Annotated in this window: 18 protein-coding genes; 6 read left to right on the top strand and 12 right to left on the bottom strand. The window is 38.4% G+C overall.

Translation table 11 applies throughout. From position 1 onward, the window contains the following. Positions 1-14: 14 nt before the first annotated feature. From ACZ5XX_RS02585 to hisB, 3 genes are read left to right on the top strand one after another with little or no spacing between them, the layout of a single operon-like run. The gene (locus tag ACZ5XX_RS02585; RefSeq protein ID WP_464585324.1) at positions 15-698 is read left to right on the top strand and encodes a TOBE domain-containing protein; all 684 of its coding nucleotides are present in this window, start codon (positions 15-17) and stop codon (positions 696-698) included. Beyond that, positions 699-932 (top strand): 4Fe-4S dicluster domain-containing protein, encoded by a 234-nt coding sequence (locus tag ACZ5XX_RS02580; protein WP_464585323.1) that lies wholly within the window; start codon positions 699-701, stop codon positions 930-932. Beyond that, positions 895-1,473, top strand: a complete 579-nt coding sequence (gene hisB, locus ACZ5XX_RS02575) for an imidazoleglycerol-phosphate dehydratase HisB (RefSeq protein ID WP_464586162.1) — start codon at positions 895-897, stop codon at positions 1,471-1,473. The genes ACZ5XX_RS02580 and hisB overlap by 38 nt, the downstream gene beginning before the upstream one ends. Positions 1,474-1,885: 412 nt before the next feature. On the opposite strand, the gene ACZ5XX_RS02570 is transcribed toward hisB, so the two are convergent. The 5 genes from ACZ5XX_RS02570 to cfbB form a co-directional block, all read right to left on the bottom strand. Next, positions 1,886-3,268 carry an NAD(P)/FAD-dependent oxidoreductase gene (locus ACZ5XX_RS02570; protein ID WP_464585320.1) on the bottom strand — a complete coding sequence of 461 codons (1,383 nt, stop codon included), beginning with the start codon at positions 3,266-3,268 and terminating at the stop codon, positions 1,886-1,888. Positions 3,269-3,307: 39 nt separating this feature from the next. Beyond that, a complete protein-coding gene (locus ACZ5XX_RS02565; RefSeq protein ID WP_464585318.1) occupies positions 3,308-4,138 on the bottom strand; it encodes a F420-dependent methylenetetrahydromethanopterin dehydrogenase in 831 nt (276 codons plus the stop codon). A 209-nt stretch (positions 4,139-4,347) separates the two neighbouring features. Beyond that, positions 4,348-5,406, bottom strand: coding sequence for a glycosyltransferase family protein (locus tag ACZ5XX_RS02560; RefSeq protein ID WP_464585315.1), 1,059 nt, complete (start codon positions 5,404-5,406; stop codon positions 4,348-4,350). Then, positions 5,384-6,475: an oligosaccharide repeat unit polymerase family protein gene (locus ACZ5XX_RS02555; protein ID WP_464585312.1), complete on the bottom strand. Its 1,092-nt coding sequence runs from the start codon at positions 6,473-6,475 to the stop codon at positions 5,384-5,386. The genes ACZ5XX_RS02560 and ACZ5XX_RS02555 overlap by 23 nt, the downstream gene beginning before the upstream one ends. 10 nt (positions 6,476-6,485) lie before the next feature. Next, positions 6,486-7,829, bottom strand: a complete 1,344-nt coding sequence (gene cfbB, locus ACZ5XX_RS02550) for a Ni-sirohydrochlorin a,c-diamide synthase (protein ID WP_464585310.1) — start codon at positions 7,827-7,829, stop codon at positions 6,486-6,488. 425 nt (positions 7,830-8,254) lie between these two features. Between cfbB and ACZ5XX_RS02545 the strand changes: the two genes are divergently transcribed. After that, complete coding sequence (locus ACZ5XX_RS02545; RefSeq protein ID WP_464585307.1) at positions 8,255-9,367, top strand: radical SAM protein; 1,113 nt, start codon at positions 8,255-8,257, stop codon at positions 9,365-9,367. Here the strand turns inward: ACZ5XX_RS02545 and ACZ5XX_RS02540 are convergent. The 4 genes from ACZ5XX_RS02540 to ACZ5XX_RS02525 form a co-directional block, all read right to left on the bottom strand. After that, positions 9,361-9,678, bottom strand: coding sequence for a hypothetical protein (locus tag ACZ5XX_RS02540; protein WP_464585305.1), 318 nt, complete (start codon positions 9,676-9,678; stop codon positions 9,361-9,363). The two genes, ACZ5XX_RS02545 and ACZ5XX_RS02540, sit on opposite strands and share 7 nt — an antisense overlap. Beyond that, positions 9,675-10,451 (bottom strand): ParA family protein, encoded by a 777-nt coding sequence (locus ACZ5XX_RS02535; RefSeq protein WP_464585304.1) that lies wholly within the window; start codon positions 10,449-10,451, stop codon positions 9,675-9,677. Before ACZ5XX_RS02535 ends, ACZ5XX_RS02540 begins: the two co-directional genes overlap by 4 nt. Positions 10,452-10,571: 120 nt before the next feature. After that, positions 10,572-12,395: a threonine--tRNA ligase gene (locus ACZ5XX_RS02530; protein WP_464585302.1), complete on the bottom strand. Its 1,824-nt coding sequence runs from the start codon at positions 12,393-12,395 to the stop codon at positions 10,572-10,574. 405 nt (positions 12,396-12,800) lie between these two features. Beyond that, complete coding sequence (locus ACZ5XX_RS02525) at positions 12,801-14,300, bottom strand: MBL fold metallo-hydrolase (RefSeq protein ID WP_464585300.1); 1,500 nt, start codon at positions 14,298-14,300, stop codon at positions 12,801-12,803. Positions 14,301-14,362: 62 nt separating this feature from the next. Between ACZ5XX_RS02525 and ACZ5XX_RS02520 the strand changes: the two genes are divergently transcribed. Then, positions 14,363-15,433 carry a hypothetical protein gene (locus ACZ5XX_RS02520; protein ID WP_464585298.1) on the top strand — a complete coding sequence of 357 codons (1,071 nt, stop codon included), beginning with the start codon at positions 14,363-14,365 and terminating at the stop codon, positions 15,431-15,433. A gap of 1 nt (position 15,434) precedes the next feature. Here the strand turns inward: ACZ5XX_RS02520 and ACZ5XX_RS02515 are convergent, their stop codons facing one another. Then, positions 15,435-15,842 (bottom strand): hypothetical protein, encoded by a 408-nt coding sequence (locus ACZ5XX_RS02515; protein WP_464585296.1) that lies wholly within the window; start codon positions 15,840-15,842, stop codon positions 15,435-15,437. A 5-nt stretch (positions 15,843-15,847) separates the two neighbouring features. Between ACZ5XX_RS02515 and ACZ5XX_RS02510 the strand changes: the two genes are divergently transcribed. Then, entirely contained in the window at positions 15,848-16,195 is a 348-nt protein-coding gene (locus tag ACZ5XX_RS02510; RefSeq protein WP_464586160.1) for a nuclease-related domain-containing protein, read from the top strand. Between the two features lie 173 nt (positions 16,196-16,368). Here the strand turns inward: ACZ5XX_RS02510 and ACZ5XX_RS02505 are convergent, their stop codons facing one another. Together ACZ5XX_RS02505 and ACZ5XX_RS02500 are read right to left on the bottom strand one after the other, a co-directional pair. Further along, positions 16,369-16,767, bottom strand: coding sequence for a hypothetical protein (locus ACZ5XX_RS02505; protein ID WP_464585294.1), 399 nt, complete (start codon positions 16,765-16,767; stop codon positions 16,369-16,371). A 96-nt stretch (positions 16,768-16,863) separates the two neighbouring features. Then, positions 16,864-18,048: a hypothetical protein gene (locus ACZ5XX_RS02500; RefSeq protein ID WP_464585291.1), complete on the bottom strand. Its 1,185-nt coding sequence runs from the start codon at positions 18,046-18,048 to the stop codon at positions 16,864-16,866. Between the last annotated feature and the right edge of the window lie 258 nt (positions 18,049-18,306).

The raw sequence follows: 18,306 nt of genomic DNA, 5'->3' as shown, positions 1-18,306 counted from the left end.
CCTGGGAAGATAACATGCAAAAAGAAAACTACAAGTTAAAAATAAAAGGAAAAAGCATCTGGATCGACAATAAAAAGTTCAGATTACTCCAATCGATAAAAGAATATAAGTCCATAAGAAAGGCCTCCGAAAAATCAGAAATCCCTTACAGGACCGCGCTCTTATATATAAAAAGTATAGAACATGCACTCGGAGAAAAAATTGTTTCAACAAGAAGAGGCGGAGCTGGTGGAGGGGGAAGCAGCCAACTTACCAAAATAGGTGAAAATATAATACGAGAATATCTTAAAATACAAGCCTTGGTTAGAAAAGAAAGTACATTCAACGAACTTGAAGGGATCATCAAAGACATAAAACTAGATAATAGGATTATAGAAATCAAAGCCGGTGAAAATATTATAAAAGTCCCGTTAAGGGAAAAATTCGAAAAGGGGGAAAGGGTAATCCTATTAATACACCCAGAAGACATAATACTCATGGACAAAAAATATGAAACAAGCGCAAGAAACATTATAAAAACCAAAATTAAGTCCATCAAACCCGGGGATAATATACTGAACGTCCAGTTAAAAGCAGGTAACATAGAGTTAACAAGCTATATAACAAGACAAGCCCTAAAGGAGCTGAAATTAGAAATTGGCAAAAAAATCTTCGCAGGATTCAAAGCAACAGCCATAAAGGTCATAAAGGTAACCTAAATGAAAATAATCATAGAGTATGAAAAATGTACAGGTTGCGGGAAATGTAAAGAAGCATGTCCCAAGGGCGGTAAAATATGGACAATAGACCGGAAAAGAAAAATAGCAATCCCATCTAACCTTGAATATTGCCATCTTTGCATTATCTGCGCAAGCAAATGTCCCGAGGAGGCTATAAGAATAATAAGGGATGATAATTATGAGAAAAGCCCAGAAATCGAGGAAAACCCATGAAACTGAGGTTAAAGTAGATGTAAATTTGGATGGTGAAGGAAATTATATCATCGACACAGGACTCAAATTCCTCGACCATATGCTAGAATCTTTCACAATACATGGATTATTCGATCTTGAAATAAAGGTAAGGGGAGATTTAGAAGTCGATGACCACCATACAATAGAAGATGTGGGGATAACATTTGGCAAAGCCTTCAAAAAAGCCTTGTCAGATAAAAAGGGTATAAAGAGAATGGCCCACGCAATAGTACCAATGGACGAATCCATCGCAATGGTAGCAGTTGACTTGGGAGGAAGAGCATACACCGTCCTCGACATGGAATTTGAAAGGGAGAAAATTGGCGAGATTTCAACAGAGAATATTCCACATTTCATTGATTCATTCGCAAAAAATGCTAAAATCAACATCCATGCAAAAGTCAAGGGAAAAAATGATCACCACAAGATAGAAGCTCTTTTCAAGGCCCTTGCAATCGCACTAAAAAATGCTGTGAAAATCGAACATCAAAAAATACCAAGCACAAAAGGTGATTTATAGATTTTATTTAATGAACGCACTTTATATAAGCATGGAACAGACAGATTGAACAAATACTATTAAGCTTTCCATTTTAAATATCAAAAAGGAAAATAGTTTTTAAGGAATGATGGTTTCCCAAAAAATCCTGGTATATCAACCATCAGAGGCTTATTACTCGCCTTCCAGAATAGTTTTCTCCAATATATTCTGGGAGGGTTTTTACTTTTAGAAGTGGGGGGGCCCTCAACCTTAAGATCACCCCCCATCCCAGAAGACGATCAGCAAAATTTTGTATAGGAGCTGTCAACGTTTTAAAAAGGACCTTAAAATGCTAAAGGATTCGAAAACGATCGGAGCCGCCGGTCTTATAATTGAAATTGGGGCATGTCCCTTAAAGGGTGGGGATTATTGTAACAGCAACTGCTGTGAATTAAATTTCTAATGATCTTATATGTTCTGCAGCTATAAGTGCCGTGGCTGCAGCGCCCACAATACCCCTCGAAACTCCCGCACCATCCCCCACAGCATATAATCCACTGATTGGGGTTCTCATATGCTCGTCTACTCCTATTCTCATCGCATAAAGTTTTATCTCAGGAGCATATAATAGTGTAGAATCCGAGGCCACTCCTGGTATGACCTTATCAAGTGCTTCTAAACCTTCTATTATATCAAGGACTATCCTGTAAGGTAAGACTAATGCAATGTCTCCTGGTGTTACATCTCTTAGTGTTGGCTTCACCGGACTCCTTTTCAGTCTTCTCCATGTGGATCTTCTTCCCTTTCTAAGGTCCCCTAGTCTTTGTATTATTGGTTTACCCCCTCCAAGTGTATTAGATATTTTCGCAATTGAAAGAGCATATGCAGATGTGTTTTCAACCGGCTCTGTAAGCTCAATTTTGACTAAAAAAGCGAAATTAGTATTATCCGATGTTTTTGTGCGCATTGAATGTCCATTAACTCCTTTGAAACCGTTATAGGCTTCTTCGACTACGAATCCTTTGTTGCAGACACAGAACGTTCTTACAAAATCGTCGTAGCTTTTTGTTATAATATGGAATTTTGGATCCCAGTTTATTCTTGTAATATCTTCCATTACAATACTTGGGATTTCAACTCTTACTCCAATATCCACAGGATTATATTTTATAGGGATTGAAAGTTTTCTCATTTGCTCAGCGAGCCAAATGGAACCAGATCTTCCTGGTGCGAGGATCAAGAACTTACATTTTATGACGTTCTTTTTTCCATTCTTATCCTTGACTCTGAGCCCTTTTACTTTCCCATTTTTTGTGATGATATCTAATGCTCTTGTTTCTAGGAGGAATTCCACGCCCCTTTTTTCAAGGTCTTCCTTTACGGATTTTATGACCATGGGCGTTTTATCAGATCCTATATGCCTTTGAATGATAGGAATAAAATTTATACCTGCCGCAGCTGATTTTTTCAAAATCTTTTCTATTTCTTTTTCTTCGGGTGAATATAATTCTTCAGGGGCTCCATGTCTGAGGAAGAAACTGTCAACTTCTTCTACAAGTTCCCATGCTTTTTCTGTGTCTACGAATTCTTCTAGGTTGCCTCCGATATCGGGTCTCAGGTTTAGTTTTCCATCTGATAATCCGCCAGCCCCTCCAAGGCCGCACATTATGTTACAAGGAGAACATCTTCTACATATACCATCCTTTAGGGCTGGACAATATCGCTTATCTATGTCTCTTCCTTTATCAACCACTAAAACCCTTAAATGGTCTGCTAGTTTGTCTGCGGCGATTAGTCCCCCGGGACCTGCTCCAACTATTATCACATCGAACACAAAAACACCAAAAAAAGAGGAAAATAAAAAAATTGGATTTTATGAAGGTTTCTCGAGCAGCTTCCTCTTGGATAGTGTTTCTCCTTCTTTTCCGTGTGGTGTTCTCCTCACGGTGTCGTTGGATTTTTCTATTTCTCTTGCTTCTTCTGCTAGTCTTGCCGCTGTTGACATCATTTCGTGTGCAGATGCTACTATTGGTATGTATTTTTCAGGATCTTGTACCATGAAGCATCCTTCAACGTCGATATCAGCGACCTTTGACGCGATTTCATATGCTGCCATGGCCTTTGCCTTTGCATATGGGTTTTGGAAGTCGGCGGCTTCGACTGCAACGTCTCTTGTAATTACAAGTTGTGGTAGTTCAATTTCTTTTCCAGCTTCTACATCAGCTATCATGGCGTCGATCGTGTTATGGACTACCCTGTATGCGCCTGTTAATGCGAGTACTTTCATTAAGTCTGCATTGAATGCTGCCATTTCAGTTGGGTCTAGGAATTCTCTTCTTGCACCTATCATAGAATCTGCTTTGACTATAATGTAGCCTAGTCCTTGTTCTTCGATTTCATCTTTCACACGGAGGCCTGGGGCATCTCCCACTATCATTGCGGGTACATCGGCTTCAGAGAGTAGTTCTCTTGCCCTTGCAGGTCCTGGCGCCCCTGGGTTTGGGCTTATGAATATAACAAAGTCTCTGTCTAGTTCGAGCATTTTAGGGACTACGAATTCGATATCATCAGGATTCATTTTAGTCCCTGATCCCATTACACGGATCTCAACGTTTGGTCTGTCAGCTCTTTCATCAAGTACTAGGTCAATCACTGGGGATGTCCCAAGGTTTCCACATTTTAGTACACCGATCTTTGCAACCATTTTATATCACCACATTCTATTATCCCGGTATTTGTTAAGTATTTTTTCATCTAAGATTTATAGTTAACTTTTTATACCAGTAAGATGAAAGGGGTGATTGTGAATATTTTTTCTGCTTTTTTAAGCTTTAATAGTGTAAAATTATTTTATCAAAAGTCTTCCTGTGGTTTTTGCCAAAAAAATCCCCGTAAAATCCAGATTGTATAAGTTCAGTTAAATTTTGATCGGGCTTCCCATATTTTTTTGAAACTCTTAAAACCGCCACAAGGGCCTTTTGGTTGGAAGTTTTCCAGTATGTTGATCAGTTTTTCAACAGACTCTTCCGAAGTTGAAAGGAGATAAGTTGAATCTGGAGGCTTTAAATCATATATAAGGGTGTCGATGTCCTCTATTCTAGCTATGGGTATGCCTATTTTTTCACAGAGGTCGATACTTGCATGTTGACGATGAAATCCTGCGATTTTGATTGAAGGAACCCCAAGAACCCCTGCCTCTATTGTGACTCCCATGCCAGCAGCATAGATCATGGCCTTCGAAGCTTTCATCAAACTTGGAAGATCAACAAAGCCTCCTAAAACATGGATCTTCCTAGAGGTTATATTTTTTTCTATGAATTTCCTATCAAATCTGAAGGGCGCCAGTAGGATATTCTCCTGTAATGCTTCCAATGTTCTGAGTAGGAATGGGATATCCTGAGTTTTCAAATCACCTCCAAGCACTACAAGTATGAAGTCATGGAGATTGTACCTTTTTTTAACAACCTTCGGATGTTCAAGTTTCAGATTTTTCACATAGAGGGCATGGGGATAGCCTCCTATGCTTTTCACATCCTTTAGCTGGTAATGGGCTTCAAGATATTCTTTGTATTCCTTGGAGGGTGCTGTTACGAGGTCTGCGAATGCTATCATCTCAATAGGATTATAAATGTCTTGTTCAATATGCAATATTGGTATTCCAAGTAGTCTGGCGGCTGAAATACTCTTTCGCACATCACCTGCATTACCGCAGGTTAAAAGGATTTGGGGTCTGTTTTCCCTCAGGACCTTAACAGCTTTTTTAATATCCGATAATATTCTAGCCGCGATAAGGATCTTGTTGCCATTAGACCGTCTACTTTCCCCGATGGGATATATTTTTCTACAATATGGTTTTAGGAGTTCTTTAACACCTTTTCCATGTGATAAAGCGATGAAGTTAGCGCTAAGTCTTTCCATTAATGGTATGAATGTTTTTGCTGGTGCTAATTCAGCTGCGATGGCCACTTTCATGACATGCCTCCCTTATTATCACGGCCACGCCTATAAGATAGAATATCCACACTACAAGATCTGTTGGGCCTGTCTCGATCCATACAAGAGTGTGAGCTAATATTATCGCGTATAAAGCCGTGAAGAAACCCTTTTTGATCTTTTGGATTGTATGGAGTAAACCAAGGATTAATCCTATGATAAACATTTGTATGATCATGGCAAAAAAACCGAAGTCTAGGGTTGCGGGTCCAAAAATTGTTGAAGTGCTTGAATGCTTATAACCTAGTACTGTTGTCCCCACGATAATCCTAGGATCAGTAGATGTGAAAAATCCCGTTAGAGTGGAATATAATAATTTGCCATGTGTAGCGCCTTCAAATTGGATTAAACGATCAAAAACTGTTAATGTATACCCTGCACGATAAAAAAATAATTCTATGGGATTTAAGTTCCAATGTTGCCATTCTATCGACTTAACCGCGATATAACCTATAATAATGGTCAAGGAAATTATGAAGATTCCGATGATGGTAATCCGTCCCAAGGAAATGTTTCTTGTATAATAAAGGTTTATAAGTACACTGAGCAATAAGACCACTGTGGTTGTCCTATATCCTGTTAGGGCGGACAAAGTTAATCCAATGATGAAGAGACCATAATAAGAGTTCCTTTTAAATCTAGCTAATAAGAGGTTTATGGAAAACAAAAATAAAAGATAAGATATGAACCAGATTTTGGTGAAGGCCTTGGCTTTAAGGTATCCGCTAAATAATGGTATGCCACCAACATTGTACAGGTTCCACGTCGTCAATATTATGGATAATATTGCGAGAATTAATAATAGTGTTTCATGACGGGGGCTGAACTCCATTTTAACCCTCGAATATAAGGGCGATTTGAAATTTGAAGATGTTAAAACTCCTAAGATGTAGACTAGCGAACCTATACTAATGTAGATTATGGAAACTAGTGATGGGAAATTTAAGCCTCTGATTTTATAATGGAACGCCACATATGCCATTAAAAGATATGCTATGATTGCAACAAGTATGATATAAGGTGAGAAAATATCCCTATTCCCGGACATGGATATCATCTTATTGGTCTAGTGCATTGGATGTTAGTGTTGCTGCAAATGTGGGACATGAAGCTGCATGTATGTGAATATAACTTGCGAGGGTCTTTTTAGACGTGAGACCATCCATCGCCTCTTTTATACCCTTCCCTCTTTGTATTTTAAATGCAAACTGTGGATTGCCCGTAACTTGTATGTTTGAATAATGGAATTCATGTCCTCTAAATATCTCAGCTCTTGGAGATATTATATTGTCTATTTCTGATTTTGCTATTACATAACTTAAACCTTGAACTTTACGCGTCATTGAGGACTTGTAAGGGAATATGTCGCACATTTCATGTCCATCCAAGGATCTTGAAAGGTATAATAGACCCCCGCATTCGCCGAATATTGGTTTTCCATCTTCATGGAACTTTTTGATGGACTCCCTCATTGAAGCATTTTTTTCAAGTTCTTTTGCAAAGATTTCGGGGTAGCCTCCGCCTATGTAAATTCCGTCGACGTCAGGGATCTCCTCATCATGTATCGGACTGAAATAATATAAATGGGCTTTATTATCTTTTAGGGCTTCTAAGTTTTCTATGTAGTAGAAGTTGAATGCTTCGTCATAGGCTATGCCTATTTTAACCTTTTTATTGTTTTTCACCTGCCAGAGGGGTTCTCTTTCGCCCTTTATTTTTTCAGCATTTTTCATTATAGTTTTGAGCTCATCCAAGTCAATATATTCTTCTACTACGTTTCCCCACTTTTCTATTGAAAATTTTAGATTTTCACGTTCAACTGTGGGCACCAATCCTAAATGTCTCTGTTCAACTTTTAAATCTTCTCTTCTAGGTATGCCACCAACTACTATAGTGTCTGAAAGCTTTTCTATAGCTCTTTTAGCTTTAAGATAATGTCTTCTATTTTTCACTTGATTTAGGATCACACCTTCAATTTTAACTGCGGGGTCCAATGCCTTGAAACCAAGTACTATTGCAGCTGCACTTTTTACCAAGCTCCTGGAATCAATTATCAACACTACAGGGGCGTTTAAAGCCTTTGCTATTGATGCAGTGCTCCCAACATCATCAATGGGACTTATACCCTCATACAAACCTCTAACACCTTCAATAATAGCCATTCGTGCATTAGAGATCCTCATGCCCCTCATAAATGCTTCTCTGATCTGCCCCTCTGACATGAAAAATGAATCAAGATTACGTGAAGGATTACCCGTAGCCATACTATGATAAGATGGATCTATATAATCTGGGCCAACCTTAAATGGTTGAACACCTTCACTAGACAACGCCCTCATTATACCAGTAGAAATTGTGGTTTTACCAACAGCACTCCCACTACCTGCAAGCACAACTCTCATAATATAAAGTCCAATAAAACTCCTATTTAAATTCACCCTACAAAAAAGTTCATACTATCTAAAACTGTGAAGAAGTAGAAGTGGAGTATCCCTAACTTGTTGGACAAGGGCTTCGTGAATGATCGCCCATTTAGGACTCTCTTCCTCAACTGGCAAATTCACACCATTGCCTAGACTCTAAGAGTTCTCTTTCCTGATTTTTGAGTTATTATAAACTTGGATACTATTACTTTTGCGTATTCCCCCCTCTTGGAAGGTGTCTTGCAAGTAAAGATAAAGGTCGTCCCATAGCCTCCAATCCAAAAGGCATCTTAAGTATTTTATAGAAGTTTCAAAAAAACATCATATATAAAATTTAGGGTCATATATATAATTTCTTGATTATTCACAAAATCTATTAAGGTGCTTGAACAGAATTTTATATGATGAGCCTTAAAAAGAAAGTGCAAATTTTAAGTGATTCTGCACAATTTGACCTATGTGATTATAGTGCAGATAAAAGGCAAAGAAATGCGAACGTTCCAGGAATATATTATAGTAGCATGAAAGGTTGTAAAGTTCCTCTATTTAAGGTTTTGCTTAGTAACAAATGCTTCAACGATTGTAAATATTGTATAAATTGTAGTAAACGGGAATTCACACGTATTGAACTAGAATCAAGTGAATTATCCAAGATTTTCATGGATTATTATGAAAAAAGGTACGTGGATGGTTTGTTTTTAAGTTCAGCTACGATAGATGATGTTGATAATACAATGGAGAAACTTATCGAAGTAGTGAGGATCCTGCGCCATGAAAAAGGATATGATGGTTATATACACCTTAAAATTTTGCCAGGAGCTTCAAGGGAGTTGATTAAAAGGGCTATGGAATTGTCAAATAGGGTGAGTATCAACCTTGAAACAGCAACAGCAGATGGACTTTCAGCCCTTTCATCAACCAAGGATTATAAAATAGATATTATAAGGAGAATGAAATGGATAAAGAAAATCCATGACAAGAACCCTGATATTACTCCTTCTGGTCAAAGCACCCAATTCATTATAGGCGCAGTTGAAGAAACCGACCAAGAAATTCTGAAGAGGATATCATGGCTTTATGATAAATTAGATATTAAAAGAACATATTTCAGCAGCTTCCAAGCCTTAGAGGGCACTCCATTAGAGAATAAACCAGAACCAGACCCCAGACGTTCAATACGTTTATATCAAGCCGACGCATTATTGAAATCTTATAATTTTAAACTAGGCGAATTTGAATTCAATGATGGTGGGTTTTTAGATTTGGAAATGGATCCGAAGTATGTGGCGGCGCTCAAAAGTGACATTTTTCCATTAGATATTAACACCGCTACCTATGATGAACTTATACGAGTACCTGGTATCGGCCCCATATCAGCAAAGAGGATAATCTCAAAAAGGAGGAAAAGCAGAATAAATAGTCTAGATGAACTTAAGGGGATTGGTGCGTGGGTTAAACGTGCTGAAAAATTCTTGTACATTGATGGTTATCAAAGTAGTTTAGATAAGTTTCAATGATCTCCTTGTTCAAGTTCTGAGAATAGATCCCATATCTCAGGATATTTGTTTTTAACAGCTTCCTCGATCAGGAGAGATGCCTCCCTACTTATGCTAAATTCTGGTTTTGTCTTCTTTAAGTATCTTAAAACTGCAGCCGATCTTGCAGACCATAATGTTATTCTAGGGTTCTTTTTAACATCCTCCAAAACTTCTCTGACTTTATCTTTAGGGTGGGTGGTGGGTGTGACTTCCTTTCGTGGCATGGTTGTCGATTTTGTTTTTATTAGCGCGTCAAGACCCTTTCCGAGACTTTTATTTTGCCTTGTCATTTTTCGTCCTCCATTGCAATTAGTTCTTCTGCTAATTTGAGGTATGCTTTAGAACCTTTACAGTCCTTGTCATAGATTATGCATGGTTTCCCATGACTTGGAGCTTCTGCTAGGCGGATGTTCCTGGGTATTATTGTTTTGAAAATGTATTCTTGTGGCGAGAAGAAGCTTTTAATTTCTTGGTAGACTTCTCTTCCAAGTCTGGTTCTTCCGTCATAGAGTGTTAATAGTATGCCTTTTATTGGACATGGACTCCTTAGGCGGTTTTCAACTAATTTCATGGTTTTAAGGAGATCGGCCATCCCTTCAAGTGCGTAGTATTCTGCTTGTATTGGTATTATGATGCTATCGCCTGCAACGAGGGCATTTAATGTTAGTATTCCAAGGGATGGTGGGGCGTCGATGAATATGTAGTCAAAATCTCTTTTTATGGGATCTATAGCTTCTTTGAGTATGGTGTGGTATCCTATTTGGCTAGTAAGTTCCACTTCCGCGCCGCTGAGAGCAAGATTGCTTGGTATAATATAAAGGTTGGGGATCATTGTCTCCTGGATTGTGTCTTCTATTTTTGCTTCTCCACTTATAATGGAATATATTGTCGAATTTAATTCTGCTTTGTTGACTCCAAAACCCGTTGTTGCATTTGCTTGGGGGTCTATATCAACTATTAGGACTTTTTTGCCCAAGATTGAAAGTGCAGTTGATAGATTTACTGCGGTGGTTGTTTTACCGCAACCTCCTTTTTGGTTTATAATGGATATTATTTCACCCATGGAAAACCTCCAAGTAATAAGTTCTAAATTATCATTTATAAAGTATACCCTCTAACTTACAAGTTATAACTTATAACGAGTGGGGGGTCCCCATTCTAAACTTTCCAAACTTCGCCACTGTCAGAAATTGATTCTTTCAGAAATCCTCATAGGTAATGTAAGTGGCCTGAAAGGCATCCCATTTACTTCATTTTTCACCATAGAAATAAAATCTCCCAATTTCATAATCTTCTTTGCACCAGTTTTTCTAATGTTCACTGTAAACTCAGCACCTTCAAGTTCTCTGTCACCTATAACTATAATATATGGTATCCATTCCTTGGCCGCATCCCTTATTTTTTTACCAACACTCTCCGCCCTATCATCCACATCGACCCTGATACCTTCACTTTTTATCTTTTCAGCAATCTTCAGTGAATAATCAACATGCCTTTCTGCAACTGCTATTATCCTAACCTGGGTTGGTGAAAGCCATACAGGGAACATCGGAGGCTTTTCACCCATTTCAATAGCTGCTTTTTCCAATAAACTACATATTACCCTTTCTATGCTCCCAGTGGGACTGCAATGGAGTATTATAGGATTTCTATCAGTTCCGTCCTCTTCAAGGAATGTTATATCAAATCTTTTCCCACTTTCAACATCTATTTGCACAGTTGGATTTTCTATTGGCCTTCCAAGATAATCTATCGCTGCAAAGTCCATTTTAGCTATCCAATAATGTTTTCTTTCAGGTAAAAGCTCCAAGAGGGTGGGCTTGTTAACTTTATTCACAATTGAATGTATCCAATCCTTGTAATCTTCGTAGAAATCTTCTGTCGCTCTGAATATCACCTCATAGTTGACATTGAAATCCTTGGAAGTCTTAAGACAAATTTCAACTTGCTTTTCAAATTCTTCGAGTGCTTGTCCCATGTCTCTACATACCGTGTGGAGGTCTGGCATGGTAAAGCCCCTAAGCCGCTTAAGACCCACCACTTCACCTTTTTTCTCTAATCTGAAACTGTAAGTTGAAAGCTCATACACTCGTGCTGGAAGATTTTTCCATGTTAAAAAGGAATCTGATAATATCCTGAAGGCCCCGAAACAGCAAGCATATCTGAGCATTAACTCTTTCTTGTTTTTCATTCTGTATTGTCTTTCTCCGAACTTTTCAGCATGGACCCTTATTGCTTCATCTTCTAGATCATACATTATTGGGGTTTCGACAGGCATGGCACCTTGAGATGTTACGAGTATGTAAACATAATCTGCTAAAAGATCCCTTATAAGACGCCCTTTTGGGTACCAGCGAAGATGCCCCACATCTGCTGAAGGTTCGTAATCGGCTAGTTTCTTTTCCTTCATGAGTTTAACATGTGGCGGTTCCCCACCTCTACTTTCTAAGGTGCCTAGTTCATAGTCTACAAGGGATTTGAAGTCTCTGTTTTCAAATTCAAAATCTTGAGGGTTTATAAGCTTTCCTTTATCGATAATGAACCATTTTGATTCTAGTTCTTCAACGGCCTTTTCTGGTTTAGCTTCCGCTCTTATTGTCCTTGAAAGTTCAGATAATGGGTGGCCTTTACATGATATTTCAAATGCTTTGTACCAGCCGAATGGGGCTCTTGAAACTTTGAAGCCTTCATTTTTTAGCGCTGTTTCCATTTTTTTCAAGATTTTTTTCGCCATTTCAGGTGAACTTAAGGATGAACTGAGATGAGCATAAGGGTATATGACAATTTCTTTGGCATTTACTTTGGTAAAGATCCTCTTTATTTCATCAACGGCATTTTCGACTACAGATGTTGGATTGGTTTCATCTTCCTTTTCTATGGCTGTGAAAACTACAAGTGATTCCTTAAAGGATCCTTTCCTCATCTTCTCAGGTATGTCCTCCGCTATCCTTGTTTTTTCTCGTGTCTTATATTTCAGATAATCTGCGTGGATTAAAAGTATTCTCATTTAATCACCCTGTTTAGAGTATTTAACGTTCCGTTAGCGGGATATGGAACTTTTCTTTTAAGGATTTCCATACTTTATCAAATATTCTATGAATAGTTTTCGGTGATTTCTTGGTATTGGTTCCACACTCCAATGGCAGTTTCAAGTGGGTGAACCATTTTCTCTGAATTTTACGAAAACCCACCTTCATCTCCTGAAGGGTCTCGGACTATCATTTTTTGATAGGTGGTATATACATGATACTTTAAACTTTTACTTCTTGATTTCAATAAATCCTTTACTTTCAAGGGATGAGAATATCATAAAAATCAGGTCAATAATTCTGGAAATATCATTTGAATGTTCTTTTAATCCGCTAAAGGACTAAAATCAAAAAACAGGGAACCCTTTATGATAGGATGGCTTTCATGTAATTATTTCACCTTCCTTTTTGGGGCTTATGATTTTTATTTTGTCTTTTTCTAATGTTTTGAATTTTTCTTTGTTTTCTGTGTGTACAGGGTAAACTTTCTCTGGTTCTATTTCCCTTATCGCCTCTAGTATCTCTGGACCTGATGCGTGGCCTGATGCATGCATTCCCTCTTCTATCAATGTTAGGTTGAAGTGCTTGAGCCAATTTTTCACTTTCACATAATCTATTATCATTTCTTCGTCGAACGGTTCTGTCATGGATCTTATATAGATTCCTTCTTCAGGTTTAATGTCAATTAGTTCTTTGAGTTCGAAGAAATCGCATCTGAAAATGTATTCTCCTGGTTCTTCTTGAAGATCCTTATAGGTTATGGTGTTCTCGAGGTCTAAGAATTCCCGCTCCCACTTATCATAATCTCTTCTGATATAGTATGGGTTCATTTTTTCTATTTCTGATGCCGGGATCCACTCTCCATTGAAACATGCGCATGATTCTCCTATAAGCCCCCAGTTTTTTCTTGGGATATAGATGGCAACTTCATCCAAGCCTGGATAATCTCCTATTAGCTGTTCTAGTATGTAAGCCTGCTTTAAATTCACAACAAGTGTCCTGTCAGTGTTTTTCGCCACGTTATAAAATGTTAGTAGTCTATCAAGGTCTCTTAAAGGATAGTCCACTGCCACGAAACCTTTAAAGCTTGATATGATCTTTGTGGCTTTTTCTTCTATGTCTCTTTCTGTTATGCTTTTGTTGCTGTCTATTCTTGTGCCTTCTGTGATCATGGTCGTGGGACTGGCCCTTCTAGCCTCTTTAACAAACCTCTTACTTTCCTTTTCTCTTCTACCATGAAACCTTAAATCGCCTGTATAAACTATAGCTTCTTCACTTGTCTCTATTATGTGACTTGCTGCTCCTGGTAACGAATGATCTACAGGTGCAAATTTCACTTTAATTTCCCCAACCTCAAAATCCTCATAAGATCCTATTACTCTTATTTCTCTTTCTATCCGGGCTTTTCTTCCTTCTAATCTTTTGTATCCGCTGTCACGTGCCTTTGGGATGAAATGGAATGTTTTCTTTAGGGTTGTTAGGTCTGTGAATGATGTTTTGCTCGTCTCTTCGATGGCCTTCATGATCACATATGATTCCCTGGTCATGTAAATTGGTATGTCTTCTCTTAGATGGTGTATGTATGCTGAATGGTCCATATGCGAATGACTTAACAATATGCCATCAATGCTTGGCCCCTCATCTTTAATGCCACAATGTCTTAGATAATCTTCTCGATAAATACCTTTTATCCAGGGTAGGAGGCCTAATTCAACAAAATCTAAGATTCCGTTACATTTTCGGGGTTGCAAGAACTCTGAGAGAAACCTTTTGGCTTGAGAAAAACTCATCCCAAAATCTAAAAATAGCCTACCTTTGTCTTTGATTAGTATTTTGTTGCCGCCGATTTCATCCACCCCACCATAAAAACTGAGGGATGTCATAAACATACATCTATAAATAAACAATAAAATACTATATGAGTTTAAATGGGGGCTGCACGTTTATGAAAGTTGAGTTGAGTGCGGAACAAAAAAGGAGAATAAAAGATTGTTTTGGGAAGCTCTATCCAACCTATAAGGAAAGTGAGGAGTTCAAACAATATAATGAATCTGTTTTATCGCATATATCTTATTTTAGGGAGAAACTTCCAAAGAAAGTGGATGATTTTTCAGAGATTGATCTTGTGGAAGTATTATCAAATACGTTCACAATGAACATGCCAGGAAGTCCTCAATATCGTGCTCAAAAAATGATAGCAGAGAATGGAATCCAAAGGATTAGAAAGGCATTTAAGATTCTCTTGGACACTTCTATGCCACCACATGAAAGGTACGGAAAAATTCGGAAAATGAAGGTCAAAGGCATAGGACCCGTCATAATAACAGAAATGTTAGCATATCTCCATCCACATGAATGCGCCACGTGGAATAACGTAAAATCCAGAAAAAAGGCCCTCAGTATCTTTAACATAGACATTACCAAATGGAAAACCACACTAAATCCACAAGAATATAAAACCTTCAACGAAATACTAAAAGCAATCCAAAAAGAACTGAACGTCCAAGAACCAGAAATAGAAAAAATGGGCCTACTATTCACAAATTACTTCATTCTTAAACTAGGCCAGCAAAGTAGGGAGCCAGAATCAGAAGTAGAATTTAGTCATGACGAAATAAGAGATCGAGTAAGGGATATAGGCTCAATGTTAGGTTTTGATGCCGAAACAGAAGTCACAATTGCACCCGGTGCAAGAGTCGACGTAGTATGGAGCGCCAAAATCGGAAACCTCGGAATCGTAAATTATATCTTTGAAGTCCACAAATCAGGGTCCATTGACAGTCTCCTCATGAACTTACAGAAGGCCAAGAGAAGCCCAACAGTACAAAAGGTTGTTGCAATATCTGATAAAGTGCAGTTAGAAAAAATAAAAGAGGAGTCTGAGGGGTTGCCGGAAGAGTTTAGACGTGACCTCACATTCTGGCCAGTAGAAGAAGTTTTAAAGGTTGCGGGGTATCTTGAATCTGCCATGAAGATTATTGATGGTCTCAATCTGACGCCGGAACCGTTTAAGTGACTTATTCTTCTTTGGTGGATCCTTCTATTGCTTTCCTTTTAGTTAATTTTTCCAGGATGATCTCGAGTATACTCCTGTTTTGTAGTCTTTCTACTTCGTTTTGTAGGTGGCTGACTTCTTTTTCCCTTTTCTTGTAGACCTCTTTCAGGTGTTTGTATTCGTTTTTTAGTTGGTTTAATTCTATTGTCAGTTCATTGTTTTTTTTTTCTAGTAGTTTTTGGTATTTTTCATGGGTTTCTATGAGTTTTTGGAATTCGGTTTTGGGTGTTATTATTACTTCTTCTTCGCATTTGAAGGCTTTTGATTCGACTTCGTCTTTTTTAGGTTGATTGTGTATTGTCTTGTATTCTCTTTTTTTGTGTTTGTATTTTCGCTCATAACGCCTGATGATGGACTCTATAAACTTCATATTGTATTCTACGTGGATATGTTATATTCAATGATGTAAAGCTCCCTACTTGTCGTGGAAACATCAGCCATATCGTAATCGGCGAAGACAAGATCGTTATTGAAACAAAAAATTACAGCGGCCATTACATAATAGATGGAGGCACCTGGTACAAGGTTAAAGGAGATGAAGAAATTGAGCTTTACAAGGATCCTGGCAGACAAGTCAAATATAATATCCTAAGACTCAAAGAATTCCTGCGAGAAAACGGGATCAGAAAGAGAATATGGATGGAAGCCATAATAGTCATGATAAACAACAATGCAACAATACACAAACAACCCCCTGATTACACAGTCTTGGGGGCCAGTTAAACTGCCCACATATATCACAAAGACAAAAGGAAGAATAAGAGACATTAGCACGATAATAAACATAGCTAGACTGATTAAACCATACACGACGGAATTATCATTTGTAAGAGTAGAAGATTAACAGAAATTTTCTTTTCCCTTGTAAAAACCAGGAAAAAATGAATAAGGAAAGTTTAGGCTGTGAGTCTTTGTTGCAGCTGTTCAGAAACTATCGTATCAAACGAAAACATTAACCACTTTGACTTCTCTGTATCCAAAACAAAATATTCTCCTGCATCTTCTAGTGCATGTAGTGGGTATACCGTTGTCATGACCTGATACGTTAAAAGATAAGGCTTTGCCTTAAATTTATATGCGAGTGTCTTAAACTTCCATATGTGCCTTTTCTTTATCTTGAACCTGTCATTATACGGTAACAGTAGTAAAAATATGTATACTGCTTCACCATCACCTGCGATCGCAATGTATGATTCAGCATCCCTCAACAATTTCATCTCGAAATCGTACTCTTTCAGTTCATTTTTAATCTCCGTAATCTTTGTCACCCTCTGAAAATTTTCAACACCTGACAATATCATCCAACCTCCACCAACTTTAAAAAAATAATTCCCGCGCCCGGAGGGCGCGGACAATCCATTATGGGGGTGGGCTGGGCGGGATTATAATGCCTATGTATAGACTATCTGGAATTGGTTGTTTATCGTGGCCCTGGTGATTCTTTTAATGGCTTGTCTTTGCCGGCCCTTCACCTTTTGGACTGTCGTGGTCTTGCTGTTTTCATGTGCTATGCTTTTCAGTTTTTGTGTGTATTGTATTGTCTTGGCGGTGCGTTCAGCATTGTATGTGTATTGTGTGATTTTGATGGTGGCGTTGCGGTGTAGGTTTCCGAGGCTTATTGTTCGGGTTCCACCTGCTCCAAGGTAGAAGTTGTAGCTTCTTTTTATTGTCTTTGACCCGTCTATGATGGTTATGTAGATTACGTGGCGTTGTCTTACACCTGTTGGGTTGGATATGATTAGTTGTATTTTGTTGGTGTCTGTTATTCTGAGTGCGGTTGTGGGGCTGGCCTGGAATATGGAGAGTAATGATAGGTCACAGGTTGTATTGGTTGTGATGTTGTATGTGCCCGCGGCAGAGTCTGGTTTAACTTTTAATGTGAGTACCAGTGTAGCGTTTTCACCAAGTGCATCATCGCTTTCGTTGTCATCATTGTTGTATGTTAGTGTTCCTATTGTCCATATCCCGGTTTGTGGGTTGAATGTTCCCTTAGTGGCTGTGTGTGATTGGTATTCTACATTGCTTGGCAGGTTTATTTGCATTTGTGTATTGGTTGCATTTTCAACTCCCATGTTCACGACCGTAACCGTGTAGTTGAAGGTTTGGCCGGGCGATAGGCTGCCGGGTACTCTTGCTGTGCTTTTCAGGTCTGTGAATGGTACGTCAATGTCTATCCTGGCGTAGTTGTTTGTCCAGTTTTCGTCATTGTTTGCGCGGATGTAGAAATGTCCTGTGAGTGTTCCTGTCCCGTTTACGAGGCAGTTCAATGTTAGTGTTGCCATGCCATAATAGTCGTCTCCAAGATACCATGTTCCGTTTTCGTATGTTCCGTAGTCTACTGTTGCTTGTTCTTTTTTGAGTCGTGGTGTGATGTATGTTTGTACTGTCATGTTGTCTACGCTGTAGCTTTCGTTGTTTGGCGTGGTATTTACTGTAATTTCTATTTGGACATGGTCACCGATTTTTGCGGTCGTTTGGTTCGCATTTACTTCGTAGAAGTAGGCATCTGCTGCTGATGCCGATCCTGCCATGACAAATAGCAGGACAAAACCCAATAGTATGGGCATATATCTCATAATTTTTTCACCTCCCAAGATTTCATACGATAATATATTTTACAAGAATAGTATTATATGATTTCGGGCCCGAAAACGGCTCAGATTCTGAAAAAGACAACGAATTATTTCCCATATTTCGGATAAAAAATTAAAAAATAGAATGTGTAAAATAAAAGTTTCAAATATCAAACTTGGCAAGTACTAGACCGCTGAGTGTCATGAAAACAGAAATTATTGCATACGTCATTGGAACTCCGGTAGGTTGCATTGGCACAG

This window comes from Methanothermobacter crinale, from assembly GCF_055397825.1.
Note: the sequence above shows the minus strand (reverse complement) of the source record. Positions and strands in the feature narration are given on the sequence as shown.

Coding starts and splice junctions, on each gene's coding strand:
- cfbB (WP_464585310.1), bottom strand. CDS start 7,829: ATGAGAGTTGTGCTTGCAGGTAGTGGGAGTGCTGTTGGTAAAACCACA.
- ACZ5XX_RS02585 (WP_464585324.1), top strand. CDS start 15: ATGCAAAAAGAAAACTACAAGTTAAAAATAAAAGGAAAAAGCATCTGG.
- ACZ5XX_RS02530 (WP_464585302.1), bottom strand. CDS start 12,395: ATGAGAATACTTTTAATCCACGCAGATTATCTGAAATATAAGACACGA.
- ACZ5XX_RS02540 (WP_464585305.1), bottom strand. CDS start 9,678: ATGACAAGGCAAAATAAAAGTCTCGGAAAGGGTCTTGACGCGCTAATA.
- ACZ5XX_RS02565 (WP_464585318.1), bottom strand. CDS start 4,138: ATGGTTGCAAAGATCGGTGTACTAAAATGTGGAAACCTTGGGACATCC.
- ACZ5XX_RS02500 (WP_464585291.1), bottom strand. CDS start 18,048: ATGAGATATATGCCCATACTATTGGGTTTTGTCCTGCTATTTGTCATG.
- ACZ5XX_RS02580 (WP_464585323.1), top strand. CDS start 699: ATGAAAATAATCATAGAGTATGAAAAATGTACAGGTTGCGGGAAATGT.
- ACZ5XX_RS02545 (WP_464585307.1), top strand. CDS start 8,255: ATGAGCCTTAAAAAGAAAGTGCAAATTTTAAGTGATTCTGCACAATTT.
- ACZ5XX_RS02555 (WP_464585312.1), bottom strand. CDS start 6,475: ATGTCCGGGAATAGGGATATTTTCTCACCTTATATCATACTTGTTGCA.
- ACZ5XX_RS02520 (WP_464585298.1), top strand. CDS start 14,363: ATGAAAGTTGAGTTGAGTGCGGAACAAAAAAGGAGAATAAAAGATTGT.
- ACZ5XX_RS02515 (WP_464585296.1), bottom strand. CDS start 15,842: ATGAAGTTTATAGAGTCCATCATCAGGCGTTATGAGCGAAAATACAAA.
- ACZ5XX_RS02560 (WP_464585315.1), bottom strand. CDS start 5,406: ATGAAAGTGGCCATCGCAGCTGAATTAGCACCAGCAAAAACATTCATA.
- ACZ5XX_RS02535 (WP_464585304.1), bottom strand. CDS start 10,451: ATGGGTGAAATAATATCCATTATAAACCAAAAAGGAGGTTGCGGTAAA.
- ACZ5XX_RS02525 (WP_464585300.1), bottom strand. CDS start 14,300: ATGACATCCCTCAGTTTTTATGGTGGGGTGGATGAAATCGGCGGCAAC.